The sequence below is a fragment of the Pseudomonas qingdaonensis genome (assembly GCF_018398475.1).
GTDB lineage: Bacteria > Pseudomonadota > Gammaproteobacteria > Pseudomonadales > Pseudomonadaceae > Aquipseudomonas > Aquipseudomonas palmensis.
In genome coordinates, this window is the sequence record NZ_CP074676.1 from 4,487,467 (window position 1) to 4,503,486 (window position 16,020).

Here is a 16,020-nt window from a genome sequence, read left to right on the forward strand (position 1 = left end):
CGACGAAGGTCCTACAGCGCTAACCGAGCACAGGAGAGTGGGCGTGCTGAATCGATTGGGAATCAGAAGCCGCGTACTGCTGCTCGCCCTGCTCCCGGCCAGCATGATGGCACTGGTGCTGGGTGGTTACTTCACCTGGTTGCAGCAAAGCGAACTGCAGGCCCAGCTGCTGCAACGCGGTCGCATGATCGCCGAGCAACTGGCGCCCCTGGTGGCCCCGGTGCTGGCCCGCAACGATTCGGCGCAGCTCGAGCGCATCGCCGCCGAGGCGCTGGAGCAGGCCGACGTGCGCGCCGTGTCGTTTCTGCACCCCGACCGCAGCCACCTGGCCCACGCCGGCCCGAGCATGCTCAACCAGCAGCCCAGCGGTGGCGGCACCCAGTTGCTGCAACGCAGCGGCAACGATGCCACGCGCTACCTGTTGCCGGTGTTCGGCCGCCATCGCGAGCTGGCCGGCGAACGGGTTCCCGGTGAAGCCGACCGCCTGCTGGGCTGGGTCGAGATCGAGCTGTCCCACGATGGCACGCTGCTGCGCGGCTACCGCAGCCTGTTCGCCAGCCTGCTGCTGATTCTGGTGGGCCTGGGCGCGACCGCCCTGCTGGCGCTGCGCATGAGCCGCACCATCAACGGCCCCATCGGGCAGATCAAGTTCGCGGTCAACCAGCTCAAGGACGGCAACCTCGAACAGCGCCTGCCGAGCCTGGGCAGCCATGAGCTGGATGAACTGGCCAATGGCATCAACCGTATGGCCGAAACCCTGCACAACGCCCATGAAGAGCTGCAGCACAGCATCGACCAGGCCACCGAGGACGTGCGCCAGAACCTTGAGACCATCGAGATCCAGAACATCGAGCTGGACATGGCGCGCAAGGAAGCCCTGGAAGCCAGCCGCATCAAGTCCGAATTCCTGGCCAACATGAGCCACGAGATCCGCACGCCGCTCAACGGCATCCTGGGCTTTACCCACCTGCTGCAGAAAAGCGAACTGACCCCGCGCCAGCTCGACTACCTGGGTACCATCGAAAAATCCGCCGACAGCCTGCTGGGCATCATCAACGAGATCCTCGACTTCTCCAAGATCGAGGCAGGCAAGCTGGTGCTCGACAGCATCCCGTTCAACCTGCGCGACCTGATCCAGGACACCCTGACCATCCTCGCCCCGGCGGCCCACGCCAAGCAGCTCGAACTGGTCAGCCTGGTGTACCGCGACACCCCGCTGTCGCTGGTGGGCGACCCGCTGCGGCTCAAGCAGATCCTCACCAACCTGGTGAGCAACGCGATCAAGTTCACCCGCGAAGGCACCATCGTTGCCCGCGCCATGCTCGATGACGAGACCGAAGACAGCGTGCAGTTGCGCATCTGCGTGCAGGACACCGGCATCGGCCTGTCCAGCCAGGATGTGCGTGCCCTGTTCCAGGCCTTCAGTCAGGCCGACAACTCGCTGTCGCGCCAGCCCGGCGGCACCGGCCTGGGGCTGGTGATCTCCAAGCGCCTGATCGAACAGATGGGCGGCGAGATCGGCGTCGACAGTACCCCGGGCGAGGGGTCGCAGTTCTGGATCAGCCTCAACCTGCCCAAGGCCCGCGACGACGCCGAGGACCTGCCACCCCAGGCGCTGCAAGGCCGGCGCATGGCAATCGTGGACGACCACGAGCTGGCCCGCCAGGCATTGGCGCACCAGATGCAGGACTGCGGCCTGGACGTGACCACCTTCACCACCAGCGAGCAGCTGCTCAAGGGCATCGAGGCCGCCTTCCTTGCCGGCCAGCCGTTCGAGCTGGCGATCATGGGGGTCAACCTGCAATCGCTGGCGCCCGAGCGCCTGGGCCAGTACATCCAGCGCCTGGAGCACTTTGCCTGTCAGGCCCTGGTGCTGTGCCCCACCACCGAACAGGCGCTGTACCACCCGCACCTGCCCAATGCCCACGGCCAGCTGCACGCCAAGCCTGCGTGTACGCGCAAGGTGCGCCGGGCCCTGCTCGAGCTGGTGCAGCCCAGGCGTACCAGCGGCGAATACAAGGTGCCCAGCGGCCAGCGCCAGCCCCGCGTGCTGTGCGTGGACGACAACCCGGCCAACCTGCTGCTGGTGCAGACCCTGCTCGAAGACCTCGGCGCCGATGTGCTGGCGGTGGACAGCGGCCATGCGGCGATCAGCGCAGTGCAGGACGAGCACTTCGACCTGGTGCTGATGGACGTACAGATGCCGGTGATGGACGGGCGCGAATGCACCGAACAGATCCGCCAGTGGGAGGCCACGCGCAGCGCCCCGGCCTTGCCGATCGTGGCCTTGACCGCGCATGCCATGGCCAACGAGAAGCGCGCCCTGCTGCACAGCGGCATGGACGACTACCTGACCAAGCCGATCAGTGAGCGCCAGCTGGCCCAGGTGGTGCTGAAGTGGACCGGCCTGCAACTGGGCAGCCCGACCAACGAGCGCGGCGCCGAACTGCCGGTCGACGGCAACGACCTGAAGGTGCTGGACCCTGAGGAAGGCCTGCGCCTGGCGGCAGGCAAGCCGGACCTGGCCGCCGACATGCTGGCCATGCTGCTGGCTTCGCTGGATGCCGACCGCGACGCGATCCGCTGCGCCCGCGAGGCCGACGACCGCCACGCCACCATCGAGCGCGTGCACCGACTCAATGGCGCCACGCGCTATTGCGGCGTACCGCAGCTGCGCGCCGCCTGCCAGCGCAGCGAAACCCTGCTCAAGCAGGACGACCCCGAGGCCCAGCGTGCCCTCGACGAACTGGACCAGGCCATCAACCGCCTGACGACCGTGGCCCGCCAGAGCGCCTGATCTCTGGCAAGGCCCGGGCCTTGCCGGTTGGTTACACTGACGGCATCCGACCCTTGGGAACCATGCCATGCAAGCCTTGCTCTTCAGCAGCCAACACTATGACCAGGACAGCTTCAGCAGCGCGCCAGGGGCCACGCAACTGGCGCTGCACTTTCAAGGCGCGCGCCTGACCGAAGACACCGCGGCACTGGCCGAAGGCTACGAGGTGGTGTGCGCGTTCATCAACGACGACCTCTCGGCGCCGGTGCTGAGCCGCCTCAAGGCCGGCGGCACGCGCCTGATCGCGTTGCGCTCGGCCGGCTACAACCATGTCGACCTGGCCGCCGCCAAGCGCCTTGGGCTGACGGTGGTGCGGGTGCCGGCCTACTCGCCGCATGCGGTGGCCGAACACGCCGTGGCCCTGATTCTTGCCCTCAATCGCCGCCTGCACCGTGCCTACAACCGCACTCGCGAGGGCGATTTCAGCCTGCACGGGCTGACCGGTTTCGACCTGCACGGCAAGACCGTCGGCGTGGTCGGCACCGGCCAGATCGGCCTGGCGTTTGCGCGGATCATGGCAGGCTTCGGCTGCCAGCTGCTGGCGTACGACCCCTACCCCAACCCCGAGGTGGAGGCGCTGGGTGCACGTTACCTGGACCTGCCGGAGCTGCTGCGCGAATCGCGCATCATCAGCCTGCACTGCCCGCTCACGCCGCAGACCCGGCACCTGATCAACCCGCAGAGCCTGGCCAGCCTGCAGCCGGGCGCCATGCTGATCAATACCGGGCGCGGCGCGCTGGTCGACACACCGGCGCTGATCGACGCGCTCAAGAGCGGCCAGCTCGGCTACCTGGGGCTGGACGTGTACGAGGAGGAGGCGCAGATCTTTTTCGAGGACCGCTCCGACCTGCCGTTGCAGGACGACGTGCTGGCGCGGCTGCTGACCTTCCCCAACGTGATCGTGACCGCGCACCAGGCCTTCCTGACCCGCGAGGCACTGGCGGCGATCGCCGCCACCACGCTGGAGAACATTGCCCGCTGGGCGGCAGGCAATCCGCAGAATCTGGTCGAGGGATGATGCTAGGATACGCGCCATATTTGGAGGACCCATGGTCGAACACGATTTCCGCTACACCCTGTTCAATCCGCAACACACCCTGATCGAATGCCGCTCGCTGGTACCCGGTCGCTATCAGGTCACCGGCAACGGTGGCTCGATCCAGAAAGGCGACGTACTGCTGGTGACCCTCAAGGGCAGCAAGACCCTGTCGATGCGCCTGACGGTCGAGACCGTGCGCCACCTGATCAACCCCACCGGCCAGTGGGTGGCGGTAGCGGCGGGCCCGGTGTTCGGCGAGCTGGCGATTCATGCATGGCAGGTCAACTGCGATGGCTGCCAGGCCACCCTGGACTTCGAATTCGCCGTGGATGCCAAACTGGGCACCAAGGCGCAGAAGCCGGCGGCCGTGGCGCGCATCGCCGAATTGGGTTGGCGCACACAGGGCGACAAGCACCTGTGCCCGAAATGCCAGGAGGCTGCAAAGTGAAACCCGTGATGGTCTGTGCAGCGGTGGTCGCGACCCTGGCCGGTTGCGCAGCCGAGCCGATGAAGCTGCAACAGGAACAGAGCTACGTGCTGGAGTGGATTGGCGAACGTCCGCTGATCGACTACAGCCACCTGACCCTGACGCTGGCCGAGGATGGCCGGGCGTATGGCAATGCCGGCTGCAACCACTGGTTTGCGCCGTATACGCTGGACGGCGAGAAACTCAGCTTTGGCCCGGTGGGCAGCACGCGCAAGCAGTGCGCGCCGGCGCTGATGGAGCAGGAAAAGCGCTTTCTGAAGGCGCTGGAGACCGTGCAGCGCTGGGACATTTCGCCGATCGAGCAGGTGCGCTTCTGGCCCGAACAGGGCAAGCCGCTGCGCTTCTGGCCTGAGGAAGGCTGACAGCCCGCATCGCCTGCATCGCGGGCCAGGCCCGCCCCACAACGCTGTGGGAGCGGGCTTGACCCGCGATCGGCGCACCGCCGATCAGGCGCCCTTTAGCACCTTGATCTTCTCGGCCAGCCCCTCGGCCGTCTGCTCGCCCATCAACTGCTCACGCACCTTGCCCTTGTCGTCGATGATGTAGGTCACCGGCAGCGCCTCGCTGCGCGGCAGGTCGTAGCGCTCGGCCGGGTCGTCGGCCAGCACGGTGAAGTCGATGCCCAGCGCCTGGCTGGCCTTTTTCAGCTCATCGCCGCGCAAGCCGTCGAAATTCACCCCCAGTACGGTGATCCCCTGCGCCTGCCAGTCCTTGGCGGCTGCGTTCAGTTCGGGGATCTCGGTGCGGCACGGCCCGCACCATTCGGCCCAGTAGTTGAGCACCACCCAGCGCCCTTCGATCTGCTCGGCTTTCACCGCATTGCCGTTCTGGTCGAGGCCGTAGTCCACACCGCATCCGCCGAGCAACAGGCTCGCGGTGATGGCCAGGGCTGCTGCCAATCGCCTTGTCATGGGTCAATCCTTCTTCAAGATTCAGGCAAAATGCCAATTCGCTGCGGTTAGAATAGCCGCCACCCCCTGCCGGATGCGACCCCGAACATGACCGAACTGACCCTGTATCACAACCCGCGCTGCTCCAAGTCCCGTGGCGCGCTGGAATTGCTCGAAGCCCGTGGCCTGACCCCGGAGGTGGTGCGCTACCTGGAAACCCCACCCGACGCCGCCACCCTCAAGGCCCTGCTCGGCAAGCTGGGCATCGGCGCGCGCCAGCTGCTGCGCAGTGGCGAAGACGAATACAAGACCCTGGGCCTGGCCGACCCGGCCCTGAGCGACGACCAGTTGATCGACGCCATGGCCCGGCACCCCAAGCTGATCGAACGCCCGATCCTGGTGGCGGGCAACAAGGCCGTGATTGGCCGGCCGCCCGAGAAGGTGCTGGAGATTCTGCCGTGAGCGCGCCCTATATCCTGATCCTGTTCTACAGCCGCCACGGCTCCACCAGCGAAATGGCCCGGCAGATTGCCCGTGGCGTCGAACTGGGTGGGCTGGAGGCGCGCCTGCGCACGGTGCCGGCGATTTCCACCGAGTGTGAAGCGGTGGCCCCCGACATCCCCGAGAACGGCGCGCTGTATGCCACCCTCGACGACCTGCGCCATTGCTCGGGCCTGGCCCTGGGCAGCCCGACGCGCTTCGGCAACATGGCCGCGCCGCTCAAGTATTTCATCGACGGCACCAGCAGCCTGTGGCTGAGTGGCGGGCTGGTGGGCAAGCCAGCGGCGGCGTTCACCTCCACGGCCAGCCTGCATGGCGGCCAGGAGTCGACCCTGCTGTCGATGCTGCTGCCGCTGATGCACCACGGCATGCTGATCATGGGGCTGCCCTACAGCGAATCGGCGTTGCTCGACACCCGGGGCGGCGGCACGCCGTATGGCGCCAGCCACCATGCCGGGGCCGATGGCAAGCGCGACCTGGACGCCGACGAGATCGCCCTGTGCCGTGCCCTGGGCCAGCGCCTGGCGAGCACTGCCAAACTGCTGGAGAACGGCCGTGGCTAAGAAGCCCAAGGTGCTGCCGCCGCTGGAGTGGCTGGAGCCACGTGTGCGCGCTACCCGGGTGCTGAGCCTGGTGGGGTTTTTCAGCCTGATGGCGTTGCTGACGGTGAACAACCTGTGGTTCGCCAACCTGCACGGCGCGCGCGTGGGGGTGATCCTGGCCATCGAGCTGGTGCCGTTGCTGCTGGTGCTGCCGGGCATGCTGATGGGCAGTGCACGGGCCCATGCGTGGACGTGCTTCGTGGTGAACCTGTACTTCATCAAGGGCGTGCTGGCCGCGTTCGACCCGGCGCGGGCGCTGCTGGGGTGGCTGGAAGTGGGGATCAGCCTGGTGCTGTTCGTGAGTGCGCTGCTGTTTGTGCGCTGGCGCTTTCAGTATGAGCGGCGGGTGGCGGGGGAAGGCGTCTGATAGGCGGCGCGCCTATCGCGGGTCAAGCCCGCTCCCACAGGATTACCACGGTCCTTGTGGGAGCGGGCTTGACCCGCGATTGCGACACCGTCGATCTCAATGGTTGACGGTATACGCCAGCATCATCGACAACTGGCACATCGGCCGCCCGCTCTGGGCATGCCACTGGTTGAACGCCTGCTGCACGGTGGCCAGGTCGCGCTGGCTGGTCGGCTGCCGGTCGATCACATCCTGCGCCACCAGCGCCGCCACCACGTCATTGCTCGGCACGAAGGTGTCCTTGCCGACCATGCGCAGAAAACGCGGCGCCGACAGCCCGCCCATCTGGTTGCCCTGCTTGGCCAGGTACTTCCACAGGCCGACGATGTCGGTCACCGGCCAGTCGGCGATCAACGCACCGAAACTGCCCTTCTCCCTGGCCACGTCGAGCATGAACTGCGCATTGCGCGGCACGCTCTTGAGCTTGCCCAGGTGGCGGATGATGCGGGTGTCCTGCATCAGCCGCTCCAGGTGCTCGGCGCCCATCAGCACCACCTTCTCTGGGTCGAAGCCGAAGAACACCTGCTCGAACGCCGGCCACTTGGCATCCACCAGGCTGTGCTTGAGCCCGGCGCGAAACACCCGCAGGGCCATGGTCGAGAGGTAGCGGTCGTCGCTGATCTGGCGCAGCTGCGCCGGGCTCAAAGGCTCGGGCAGGTGCGCCTCGAGCGCCGCCGCCGAACCGAAGCGGTTCAGGCAGAATTCATGCAGCCACTGATAATCGCGCATGCCGGTCAGAGGTTCAGCACATCGACAAACCGCGGGGTGGCGGTTTCATCGATGCGCAGGTTGGTGAAGTCGAACAGGTTGCGGTCCGCCAGCTGCGACGGCACCACGTTCTGCAGGCCGCGGAAGATGCTCTCGGTGCGGCCCGGGGTCTTGCGCTCCCACTCCACCAGCATGTCCTTGACCACCTGGCGCTGCAGGTTTTCCTGCGAGCCGCACAGGTTGCACGGGATGATCGGGAATTGCTTCATGTCCGAGTAGGCCTGGATGTCCTTCTCGGCGCAGTAGGCCAGCGGACGGATCACCACGTTGCGACCGTCGTCGGCGCGCAGCTTGGGCGGCATGGCCTTGAGCGTGCCGTTGAAGAACATGTTGAGAAAGAAGGTCTCGACGATATCGTCGCGGTGATGCCCCAGGGCCATCTTGGTCGCACCGATCTCGTCGGCGAAGGTGTACAGCGTGCCGCGACGCAGGCGCGAGCACAGCGAGCAGGTGGTCTTGCCTTCCGGGATCAGTTCCCTGACCACCGAATAGGTGTCCTTCTCGACGATGTGGTACTCGATGCCCAGGGTCGCGAGGTAGGCCGGCAGGATGTGCTCGGGGAAGCCTGGCTGCTTCTGGTCCATGTTGACCGCGACGATGTCGAACCTGATCGGCGCCACTTTCTGCAGGTGCAGCAGAACATCGAGCATGGTGTAGCTGTCTTTGCCGCCCGACAGGCAGACCATGACCTTGTCGCCCTCTTCGATCATGTTGAAGTCGGCGACGGCTTCGCCGGCAAGGCGACGCAGGCGTTTTTGCAGTTTGTTCTGGTTGACCGAAAGGGTGCCCATGGCGATTGAATCCGCAAGGTGTGACAAAAGCGGCACATTTTACGCACAAACCTGACGCTCGCGTAGCCCATCCGATAAAGACTGCAAGGAAATGAAGCGCCGCGCTTACAGCGCAATTTGCTCTAAAAAAGCGGATTTGTGCAGCGAACCCCTTCCTATACTGCGTCATAAGGCCACAGCAAGCGTGACCTGATCCCGTCAGGCCCAGCCACTGGGCCGCGCAAGCGCTCCGCTGGGGGGCGATGGCAACAACGAGGGAGTGACTGGCATGATCCATCACGTTCTGGGGCTGTTCACCCATCCTGACCAGGAATGGAAAGAAATCCGTGGCGAAGACGAAACCATCAGCCACATGTACCTGACTCACACCTTGATACTGGCGGCGATACCCGCCGTTTCCGCGTTCATCGGCACCACCCAGGTGGGCTGGGTGATCGGCAACCGCGCACCGGTCATGCTCACCGTCGACAGTGCGATCTGGATGACCGTGATGTCCTACCTGGCCATGCTGGGCGGCGTCGCGGTGATGGGCGCCTTCATCCACTGGATGGCGCGCACCTACGACGCCACCCCGAGCATGGCCCAATGCATCGCGTTCGCCACCTACACCGCCACCCCGCTGTTCATCGGCGGCCTGGCGGCGCTGTACCCGCACCTGTGGCTGGGAATGATCGTCGGCACGGCAGCCATCTGCTACACGGTGTACCTGCTGTACGTGGGCCTGCCGACCTTCATGAACATCCCGTCCGACGAGGGCTTTCTGTTCTCGAGTTCGGTGCTGGCGGTGGGGCTGGTGGTGCTGGTTGCCATCATGGCCTTCACCGTGATCGTCTGGGGACTGGGCGTGGGGCCCGTCTATACCAGCTAGACAATACGCCAACCTAGGGGCTGTACCCATCAGGCCGCCGCAAGGCGGCTTGATGCTGTGCGGACCAGCGGTCTCGGCAGCGCCGCCCGGGTTGCGGCATAATTGCCGGCCAGGAGTGTCCAACCGATATGCCAGAGCTGCTCAATTCCCGCGTCGAAAGCTGTTACCAGCAAGCCGAAAGTTTTTTCAAGCGCCCCTTCCTGCGTCCCGAGGTGAGCTTCAAGCTGCGCGGGCAGAAGGCCGGTGTCGCGCACCTGCACGAAAACCTGCTGCGCTTCAACCTGCAGCTGTACCGCGAGAACAGTGAAGACTTCCTGCGCCAGACCGTGCCCCACGAAGTCGCGCACCTGGTGGCGCATCAACTGTTCGGCGACCGCATCCAGCCCCATGGCGAGGAGTGGCAGCTGATCATGCGCGGGGTGTACGAGCTGCCACCCAACCGCTGCCACAACTATGCAGTCAAGCGCCGCAGCGTGACCCGCTACATCTACAAGTGCCCATGTGCGGGCAGTGACTTTCCGTTCTCGGCGCAGCGCCACGGGCTGGTGCGCCAGGGGCGGCGGTATCTGTGCCGGCGGTGTCGGCAGACGCTGGTGTTCACCGGCGAGACGCGGGTGGAGTAGACGCTTCGCCGGCAAGCCAGCGCCCTGCAGGAGCCGGCCTTGCGGCGAAGACGCCTGCACAGGCACAAAAAAAAGCCCATCCGAAGATGGGCTTTTTGCGTTTGGCTAACCTCAGCCCTGGCGTACCGCACCTTCGGCGACACCCAGGTCGTCGGTAGGACGGGTGTCGACCAGCGGCGAACCACCCGAAGCCAGCTCAGCTTGCAGCTTGTCTTCGTCCAGTTCGTTGACCCACTTGGCCACCACCACGGTTGCCACCGCGTTGCCGATCAGGTTGGTCAGGGCGCGGGCTTCGGACATGAAGCGGTCGATACCCAGGATCAGCGCCAGGCCGGCAACCGGCAGGTGGCCGACCGCCGACAGGGTCGCGGCCAGCACGATGAAGCCGCTGCCGGTAACGCCTGCAGCACCCTTGGAGGCCACCAGCAGCACCAGCAGCAGGGTGATCTGGTGGGTGATGTCCATGGTGGTGTCGGTGGCCTGGGCGATGAACACCGCAGCCATGGTCAGGTAGATCGAGGTGCCGTCCAGGTTGAACGAGTAGCCGGTCGGGATCACCAGGCCAACCACCGATTTCTTCGCGCCCAGACGCTCCATCTTGGCCAGCATGCGCGGCAGGGCCGACTCGGACGACGAGGTGCCGAGCACGATCATCAGCTCTTCACGGATGTAGCGGATCAGCTTGAGTACGCTGAAGCCGTGGGCACGGGCGATACCGCCCAGAATCACCAGGATGAACAGCAGGCAGGTGATGTAGAAGCAGGCCATCAGGTAGCCCAGCTGCACCAGCGAACCCACGCCGTACTGGCCGATGGTGAAGGCCATGGCACCGAAGGCACCGATCGGGGCCAGCTTCATGATCATGTTGATGATGTTGAACATGACGTGGGCGAAGCGGTCGATCAGGTCCAGCAGCGGCTTGCCGTAGGCACCCAGGCGGTGCAGGGCGAAACCGAAGATCACCGAGAACATCAGCACCTGCAGGATGTCGCCGTTGGCGAAGGCACCGACCACGGTGTTGGGGATGATGTTGAGCAGGAAGCCGACGGTGGTCTGCTGCGCACCGGCGGCGGCATAGGCAGCCACGCTGCTGGCGTTGAGGGTGGTCACGTCGATGTGCATGCCGGCACCCGGCTTGACCACGTTGACCACGACCAGGCCGATGATCAGCGCGATGGTCGAGACGATTTCGAAGTAGAGCAGCGCGTAGCCGCCGGTCTTGCCGACCGATTTCATGCTCTGCATGCCGGCGATGCCGCTGACCACGGTGCAGAAGATGATGGGGGCGATGACCATCTTGATCAGTTTGACGAAACCGTCACCCAGCGGCTTGAGCGCCACACCGGTGTCGGGATAGAAGTGACCCAGCAAGATACCGATGGTGATGGCGATGATCACCTGGATATACAGCGATTTGTACAGCGGCTGACGCGTCGTCATGGCTATTTTCCTCAATGTGCCGGCCCATCCTTCCCAGGAGGCGATCGGCACCTAAAGCGCGAACCCTCCTGCATTGGAGGGATTTGTTGTGTCGAGCTGCGTGGCAATGCTCTGCGGAGTCAATAGCAAGGCTGATGCCAGGATGTGCCAAGGCGGTGCAAACACCCTGTTTCAGGGCATTTCGTGCACCGCAAGGCAGCAAGGCAGGACGCGCCAGTTGGCGGATTTCCGCCCGGCACTCAAAGAATAGACCCGATGATGGCGGTAATCCGCCCACTGGGCGGAATGTGGCAGGCGCTCAGTCGAGCGGAAAGCGGATACGGAAGGCCGCGCCGCCCAGGGGCGAATCGTCGAGAGTGAGGGTGGCGTCGTAGCTCTCGATGATGTCCTTGACCACCGCCAGGCCGATGCCCTGCCCCGGGTACTGGCGATCGAGGCGCTCGCCCCGCTGCAGGATACGCTCGCGCTGGTGCACCGGTACGCCGGGGCCGTCGTCCTCGACACACAGCTCCAGCGCCGTGTCGCTGACCCGCAGGCTGATGCGGATCTGCCCCAGGCACAGACGGTAGGCGTTTTCCAGCAGGTTGCCGAGCAGTTCGAGCAATGCGCCCTGCTCCATGGGTACCAGTGCCTGGTCGGGCACTGCATAGGTGATGTGCACCTGCTTGTCGCGGTAGACCTTGGCCAGGGTGCTGCACAGGCTGTCGAGCAGCGGGTGCAAGGCCACCTGGTGGCGCACCAGGCCGCTCTTGCGCAGGCTGGCGCGCTGCAACTGGTAGTCGATCTGCTGGCTCATGCGCTCGATCTGGCTCTGCAGCACCCGCGCCTGCTCGCGCTCGCCTTCGCGCTGGGCCATGCTTTCGCTGACCCCTTGCAGCACCGCCAGCGGGGTCTTGAGGCTGTGCGCCAGGTCATCCAGCGAGTCGCGGTAGCGCCCGCGCTGCTCGCGCTCGCTGCGCAGCAGGCGGTTGAGCGAGCCGGTCAGGCGCAACAGCTCGCGCGGGTGTTCGGCACTGAGGCCCTCGCGGGCGCCAGACTCCACGTCGTCCAGCTCCACGCTCATGCGCCGCAGCGAGCGCAGGCCCCAGGTCAGCCCGGCCCAGAGCAGCAGCATCAGGGCCAGCAGCGCCGCGCCAAAGCCCAGGTAGAGCTTCTCTTGCAGGCCGTTGAGGGTTTGCTGGTACTCGCGCACCGGTTGCAGGGCAACGATGCTGAAGGCCGCGCTCTTGCCGCCCAGCAGCTTGACCTCCACGTCATAGACGAAGAACTCCTCGCCGTGGTCCTGGCGGATGCGCGCGAACTCGTTGCCGCGCCCGTCGTAGCGGGGTGTGTAGTTGATGTTCTCGTCGTTGGTGGCACGCGAACGCCACACCAGGTTGCCCTGGCGGTCGTAGATGTAGCCGAGCAGGCGGCTGTCGGGCAGGTTGAATTTCTCGTCCGGCAGCAGATCTGGCATCTGCAGCTTGCCGCCGTCTATGCGCGCCGCCGAGATCAGCGTGGTCACGTCCGAGGCCAGGCGCTGCTCGATGGACTCCTGCAGGGCCAGGCTGAAGGCCTTCTGCAGGGCCGGCAACAGGGCCAGCATGAACAGCAGCGCCAGCACCGCTGCGGCCAGCATCAAGCGCAGGCGCAGCGAACGAATCACAGGCAGCGCTCGGTGAACAGGTAGCCCAGGCCACGTACCGTGTCGATGGGCTTGAAGCCGTTGTCGCCCTCGAGCTTGCGGCGCAGGCGGCCGATCAGCACTTCTATCACGTTGGGGTCACGCTCGCCGTCGTCGGGGTACAGCTGCTCCATCAGACGGTCCTTGGCCACCACCTGCTGGTGATGGCGCATCAGGTATTCGAGGATGCGGTATTCGTAGGCGGTCAATGCCAGGGGCTGGTCATCGAGCAGCGCCTGCTTGCGGTTGAGGTCCAGGCGCAGGGGGCCTGCGATGATGGTCGACTGGGTGAAGCCGCTGGAGCGGCGCAGCAGCGCATTCAGGCGCGCCTCCAGCTCTTCGAACTGGAACGGCTTGACCACGTAGTCGTCGGCACCGGCGGCCAGGCCTTCGACCTTGTCCTGCCAGTTGCCACGGGCGGTGAGAATCAGGATAGGAAATGTCTTGCCCTGGCTGCGCAGTTGGCGGATCAGGTCCAGCCCGCTCATGCCCGGCAGGCCCAGGTCGACGATGGCCAGGTCGTGATTGAACTGTTCGGCCTGGTACAGCGCCTCCTCGGCATTGGCCACCGCTTCGACCACATGCCCGCTTTCGCTCAGACGGCTGAACAGGTGATGCCGCAACAGGGCTTCATCCTCGACCACCAGCAGTTTCATACGCTCCTCCATAACCAGGCCCGGCCTGCTTGGCCGGGCATCTCGCTACATAACGGCAGAATAACAGCGAACCGGCCAGAGTGAAGGCCGGTTCGGGTATTGCGCGGGGGTTCAGAACAGGTAGTTGGCCGACAGGTAGGTTTGCGCGCTGCTTTTCAGGCGCAGGGCACCGAGCTTGTCGCCGTCGTGCTCGGACAGTTCGGTGGTGGCGTTGCTGCGCAGGTAGCGGTAGCCCAGTTCGACCGAAGCATTGCTGCTGACCTGTTGCAGTACGCCAGCCTGCAGGCCGTAGGCGTAGCCGGTGTCGGTGTCGCGGCTGTAGCCGGAGGATTCCTGGCTGAGCTTGGTCACGCCCAGGCTCGCACCGCCGAATGCCTTGGTGCTGCTACCCAGCGGATAGAACACGTCGTAGCTGCCCAGCAGGTTTTCCTGGCGCATTTTCAGGCCGCTGTGGTTGTTGGAGACGTTGTCATAGGTGAGGTAGTAGCGGCCCTGGTCGTTCTGCTGACCAATGCGCGCACCCCAGGTGCCGTCCTTGCTGATGATGCCGTCGGTGTTGAGGTGGTCGGTGTTGCTGCTGAGCAGGCCGGACTTCTTGATCTTGTCGCTGGTCTGGCCGTAGGTGAGGCCGGCGAAGGTGGTGTCGGCAGCCTGTACCAGGGAGCTGGCACCCAGCATGGTGATGGCGATCAGTACGGTATTGAGGCTTTTCATGAGTGTGTACTCCAGAGTGATGCGCGGTGTTTGTGTGGGAGCTAGAGTAAGCAGGGCGCCCTGAACCGCCGCTGAATGCTGGCTGAACCCCGGCTGAACGAGCGGGCATCAACGGAAAAAAAGGAGACTGACCATGCGTTACCTGCTCGCACTTGCCCTGATCGGCGCCACTGGCCTGGCCCAGGCTGCGGTGCAAACCCGCCAGATCGACTACCAGGACGCCGACGGCAAGCGCCTGGTGGGCTACTACGCCTATGACGACGCCGTGAAGGGCGAACGTCCCGGGGTGGTGGTGGTGCACGAATGGTGGGGGCTGAACGACTATGCCAAGCGCCGTGCCCGCGACCTGGCCGGGCTGGGCTACAGCGCGCTGGCCATCGACATGTATGGCGACGGCAAGAACACCGAGCACCCGGCCGATGCGCAGGCGTTCATGGCGGCGGCCTTGAAAGACCCGAAGACGGCGGCAACACGCTTCGATGCCGGGGTCGAGTTGCTGAAGATCCAGCCGCAGACCAACCCCGACAAGATCGCCGCCATCGGCTACTGCTTCGGCGGCAAGGTGGTGCTGGACGCTGCGCGGCGCAGTGAGCCGCTGGCGGGGGTGGCGAGCTTTCACGGAGCGCTGGTGACGGCCACGCCGGCAACCAGCGGCAGTGTGAAGGCGCCGTTGCTGGTGGAGCATGGCGCCAGCGACAGCATGGTCACGCCCGAGCAGGTGGCTGCGTTCAGGAAGGAGATGGAGGCAGCCGGCGCCGACCTGAAGTTCGTGAGCATCCCGGGGGCCAAGCATGGCTTCACCAACCCGGATGCCGACCGCCTGAGCCACGGCGAGCACGGCGGGCCGGATATCGGCTATGACAAGGCCGCCGATGAAAGCTCGTGGGCAGACCTGCAGGTGTTCTTGAAGAAGGTGTTTGACTGAAGCCCGCTTGGCGGCAACGCTGGCTCCTGCGGCAGGCCGCGTGAACCTGTAGGCGCCAGCGTTGCTGGCGAAGGCTCGTGGGCCACGGCACAATAGCGCCCATGAATCGACTCCCGCACTGCTGCGCCCCGCTCCAGCACCACTGGCCCCTGCCCCACCCGGTCCCCGGTGCGGTGCTGGTCAGCTGCGCCTTCGACCCGGCCAACCTCGCCGCCGATGACTTCCGGCGCGCCGCCATCGAACCCACCCCCAGCCTGCAACGCTCGGTGGCCAAGCGTCAGGCCGAGTACCTGGCCGGCCGCGTGTGCGCCCGCGCCGCCCTGCAGCGCCTGGACGGGCGCGACTACCTGCCCGCCACCGGCGACGACCGCGCCCCCCTATGGCCGGCCGGCATCAGCGGCTCGATCACCCACGGCAAGGGCTGGGCGGCCGCCGTGGTGGCCCGCAGCAGCGACTGCCAGGGCCTGGGCCTGGACCAGGAAAACCTGCTGGAGACCGAACGCGCCGAACGCCTGATGGGCGAAATCCTCACTGCCGATGAGCTGCAGCGCATGGACCGCAGCCAGCTGAGCCTGACCACCACGCTGACCTTCTCCCTCAAGGAAAGCCTGTTCAAGGCGCTGTACCCCATCGTGCACAAGCGCTTCTATTTCGAGCACGCCGAACTGCTGGAATGGTCCGCCGATGGCCACGCCCGCCTGCGCCTGCTCACCGACCTGTCGCCGCTGTGGTGCCACGGCCGGGAAATCCAGGGGCAGTTCAGCCTGCAGGGCGATCAGCTGCTGAGCCTGGTCAGCGTGTGAGCCGCAGG

18 protein-coding genes are annotated in these 16,020 nt (G+C 65.5%); 11 read left to right on the forward strand and 7 right to left on the reverse strand.

Annotated elements, in window-relative coordinates; all coding sequences use genetic code 11:
• The first annotated feature begins 43 nt into the window (after positions 1 to 43).
• The 4 genes from KH389_RS20450 (at position 44) to KH389_RS20465 (ending at position 4,724) form a co-directional block, all read left to right on the forward strand.
• Positions 44 to 2,797, forward strand: a complete 2,754-nt coding sequence (locus KH389_RS20450) for a response regulator (RefSeq protein WP_043862561.1) — start codon at positions 44 to 46, stop codon at positions 2,795 to 2,797.
• A gap of 67 nt (positions 2,798 to 2,864) precedes the next feature.
• Positions 2,865 to 3,854: a 2-hydroxyacid dehydrogenase gene (locus tag KH389_RS20455; RefSeq protein WP_043862562.1), complete on the forward strand. Its 990-nt coding sequence runs from the start codon at positions 2,865 to 2,867 to the stop codon at positions 3,852 to 3,854.
• Between the two features lie 31 nt (positions 3,855 to 3,885).
• Positions 3,886 to 4,323, forward strand: coding sequence for a hypothetical protein (locus KH389_RS20460; RefSeq protein WP_043862563.1), 438 nt, complete (start codon positions 3,886 to 3,888; stop codon positions 4,321 to 4,323).
• Positions 4,324 to 4,331: 8 nt separating this feature from the next.
• A complete protein-coding gene (locus KH389_RS20465; RefSeq protein WP_078479811.1) occupies positions 4,332 to 4,724 on the forward strand; it encodes an META domain-containing protein in 393 nt (130 codons plus the stop codon).
• A gap of 84 nt (positions 4,725 to 4,808) precedes the next feature.
• On the opposite strand, the gene KH389_RS20470 is transcribed toward KH389_RS20465, so the two are convergent.
• A complete protein-coding gene (locus KH389_RS20470) occupies positions 4,809 to 5,273 on the reverse strand; it encodes a TlpA disulfide reductase family protein (RefSeq protein ID WP_043862565.1) in 465 nt (154 codons plus the stop codon).
• An 87-nt stretch (positions 5,274 to 5,360) separates the two neighbouring features.
• On the opposite strand from KH389_RS20470, the gene arsC reads away from it, so the two are divergent.
• The 3 genes from arsC to KH389_RS20485 are packed head-to-tail and all read left to right on the forward strand — an operon-like array spanning position 5,361 to position 6,722.
• Complete coding sequence (arsC, locus tag KH389_RS20475; RefSeq protein ID WP_054914702.1) at positions 5,361 to 5,714, forward strand: arsenate reductase (glutaredoxin); 354 nt, start codon at positions 5,361 to 5,363, stop codon at positions 5,712 to 5,714.
• Positions 5,711 to 6,316 carry an NAD(P)H:quinone oxidoreductase gene (gene wrbA / locus KH389_RS20480; protein ID WP_043862567.1) on the forward strand — a complete coding sequence of 202 codons (606 nt, stop codon included), beginning with the start codon at positions 5,711 to 5,713 and terminating at the stop codon, positions 6,314 to 6,316. Before arsC ends, wrbA begins: the two co-directional genes overlap by 4 nt.
• Positions 6,309 to 6,722, forward strand: a complete 414-nt coding sequence (locus KH389_RS20485; RefSeq protein ID WP_213606148.1) for a DUF2069 domain-containing protein — start codon at positions 6,309 to 6,311, stop codon at positions 6,720 to 6,722. Before wrbA ends, KH389_RS20485 begins: the two co-directional genes overlap by 8 nt.
• 96 nt (positions 6,723 to 6,818) lie before the next feature.
• Here KH389_RS20485 and KH389_RS20490 read toward each other — a convergent pair whose 3' ends face one another.
• Positions 6,819 to 7,490, reverse strand: coding sequence for a DNA-3-methyladenine glycosylase I (locus KH389_RS20490; protein ID WP_054914703.1), 672 nt, complete (start codon positions 7,488 to 7,490; stop codon positions 6,819 to 6,821).
• 5 nt (positions 7,491 to 7,495) lie between these two features.
• Positions 7,496 to 8,320, reverse strand: a complete 825-nt coding sequence (ttcA, locus tag KH389_RS20495; RefSeq protein ID WP_213606150.1) for a tRNA 2-thiocytidine(32) synthetase TtcA — start codon at positions 8,318 to 8,320, stop codon at positions 7,496 to 7,498.
• 268 nt (positions 8,321 to 8,588) lie between these two features.
• Here ttcA and KH389_RS20500 point away from each other — a divergent pair, with 268 nt between their 5' ends.
• Complete coding sequence (locus KH389_RS20500) at positions 8,589 to 9,188, forward strand: Yip1 family protein (RefSeq protein WP_043862571.1); 600 nt, start codon at positions 8,589 to 8,591, stop codon at positions 9,186 to 9,188.
• A gap of 128 nt (positions 9,189 to 9,316) precedes the next feature.
• The gene (locus tag KH389_RS20505; protein ID WP_043862572.1) at positions 9,317 to 9,811 is read left to right on the forward strand and encodes a SprT family zinc-dependent metalloprotease; all 495 of its coding nucleotides are present in this window, start codon (positions 9,317 to 9,319) and stop codon (positions 9,809 to 9,811) included.
• A 111-nt stretch (positions 9,812 to 9,922) separates the two neighbouring features.
• Here KH389_RS20505 and KH389_RS20510 read toward each other — a convergent pair whose 3' ends face one another.
• The 4 genes from KH389_RS20510 to KH389_RS20525 form a co-directional block, all read right to left on the reverse strand.
• Positions 9,923 to 11,251 carry a dicarboxylate/amino acid:cation symporter gene (locus KH389_RS20510; protein WP_054914705.1) on the reverse strand — a complete coding sequence of 443 codons (1,329 nt, stop codon included), beginning with the start codon at positions 11,249 to 11,251 and terminating at the stop codon, positions 9,923 to 9,925.
• Between the two features lie 298 nt (positions 11,252 to 11,549).
• Complete coding sequence (locus KH389_RS20515; protein WP_043862574.1) at positions 11,550 to 12,896, reverse strand: ATP-binding protein; 1,347 nt, start codon at positions 12,894 to 12,896, stop codon at positions 11,550 to 11,552.
• Positions 12,893 to 13,570 (reverse strand): response regulator, encoded by a 678-nt coding sequence (locus KH389_RS20520; RefSeq protein WP_043862575.1) that lies wholly within the window; start codon positions 13,568 to 13,570, stop codon positions 12,893 to 12,895. Before KH389_RS20520 ends, KH389_RS20515 begins: the two co-directional genes overlap by 4 nt.
• A 111-nt stretch (positions 13,571 to 13,681) precedes the next feature.
• Positions 13,682 to 14,284, reverse strand: a complete 603-nt coding sequence (locus KH389_RS20525) for a membrane protein (protein ID WP_043862576.1) — start codon at positions 14,282 to 14,284, stop codon at positions 13,682 to 13,684.
• A 133-nt stretch (positions 14,285 to 14,417) separates the two neighbouring features.
• Here KH389_RS20525 and KH389_RS20530 point away from each other — a divergent pair, with 133 nt between their 5' ends.
• Positions 14,418 to 15,209, forward strand: a complete 792-nt coding sequence (locus KH389_RS20530) for a dienelactone hydrolase family protein (protein WP_058540996.1) — start codon at positions 14,418 to 14,420, stop codon at positions 15,207 to 15,209.
• A gap of 101 nt (positions 15,210 to 15,310) precedes the next feature.
• A complete protein-coding gene (locus KH389_RS20535) occupies positions 15,311 to 16,012 on the forward strand; it encodes a 4'-phosphopantetheinyl transferase family protein (RefSeq protein ID WP_088514031.1) in 702 nt (233 codons plus the stop codon).
• Positions 16,013 to 16,020: the final 8 nt, after the last annotated feature.

Coding starts and splice junctions, on each gene's coding strand:
- KH389_RS20455 (WP_043862562.1), top strand. CDS start 2,865: ATGCAAGCCTTGCTCTTCAGCAGCCAACACTATGACCAGGACAGCTTC.
- KH389_RS20460 (WP_043862563.1), top strand. CDS start 3,886: ATGGTCGAACACGATTTCCGCTACACCCTGTTCAATCCGCAACACACC.
- KH389_RS20465 (WP_078479811.1), top strand. CDS start 4,332: ATGGTCTGTGCAGCGGTGGTCGCGACCCTGGCCGGTTGCGCAGCCGAG.
- KH389_RS20470 (WP_043862565.1), bottom strand. CDS start 5,273: ATGACAAGGCGATTGGCAGCAGCCCTGGCCATCACCGCGAGCCTGTTG.
- arsC (WP_054914702.1), top strand. CDS start 5,361: ATGACCGAACTGACCCTGTATCACAACCCGCGCTGCTCCAAGTCCCGT.
- KH389_RS20490 (WP_054914703.1), bottom strand. CDS start 7,490: ATGCGCGATTATCAGTGGCTGCATGAATTCTGCCTGAACCGCTTCGGT.
- ttcA (WP_213606150.1), bottom strand. CDS start 8,320: ATGGGCACCCTTTCGGTCAACCAGAACAAACTGCAAAAACGCCTGCGT.
- KH389_RS20500 (WP_043862571.1), top strand. CDS start 8,589: ATGATCCATCACGTTCTGGGGCTGTTCACCCATCCTGACCAGGAATGG.
- KH389_RS20505 (WP_043862572.1), top strand. CDS start 9,317: ATGCCAGAGCTGCTCAATTCCCGCGTCGAAAGCTGTTACCAGCAAGCC.
- KH389_RS20510 (WP_054914705.1), bottom strand. CDS start 11,251: ATGACGACGCGTCAGCCGCTGTACAAATCGCTGTATATCCAGGTGATC.
- KH389_RS20520 (WP_043862575.1), bottom strand. CDS start 13,570: ATGAAACTGCTGGTGGTCGAGGATGAAGCCCTGTTGCGGCATCACCTG.
- KH389_RS20525 (WP_043862576.1), bottom strand. CDS start 14,284: ATGAAAAGCCTCAATACCGTACTGATCGCCATCACCATGCTGGGTGCC.
- KH389_RS20530 (WP_058540996.1), top strand. CDS start 14,418: ATGCGTTACCTGCTCGCACTTGCCCTGATCGGCGCCACTGGCCTGGCC.
- KH389_RS20535 (WP_088514031.1), top strand. CDS start 15,311: ATGAATCGACTCCCGCACTGCTGCGCCCCGCTCCAGCACCACTGGCCC.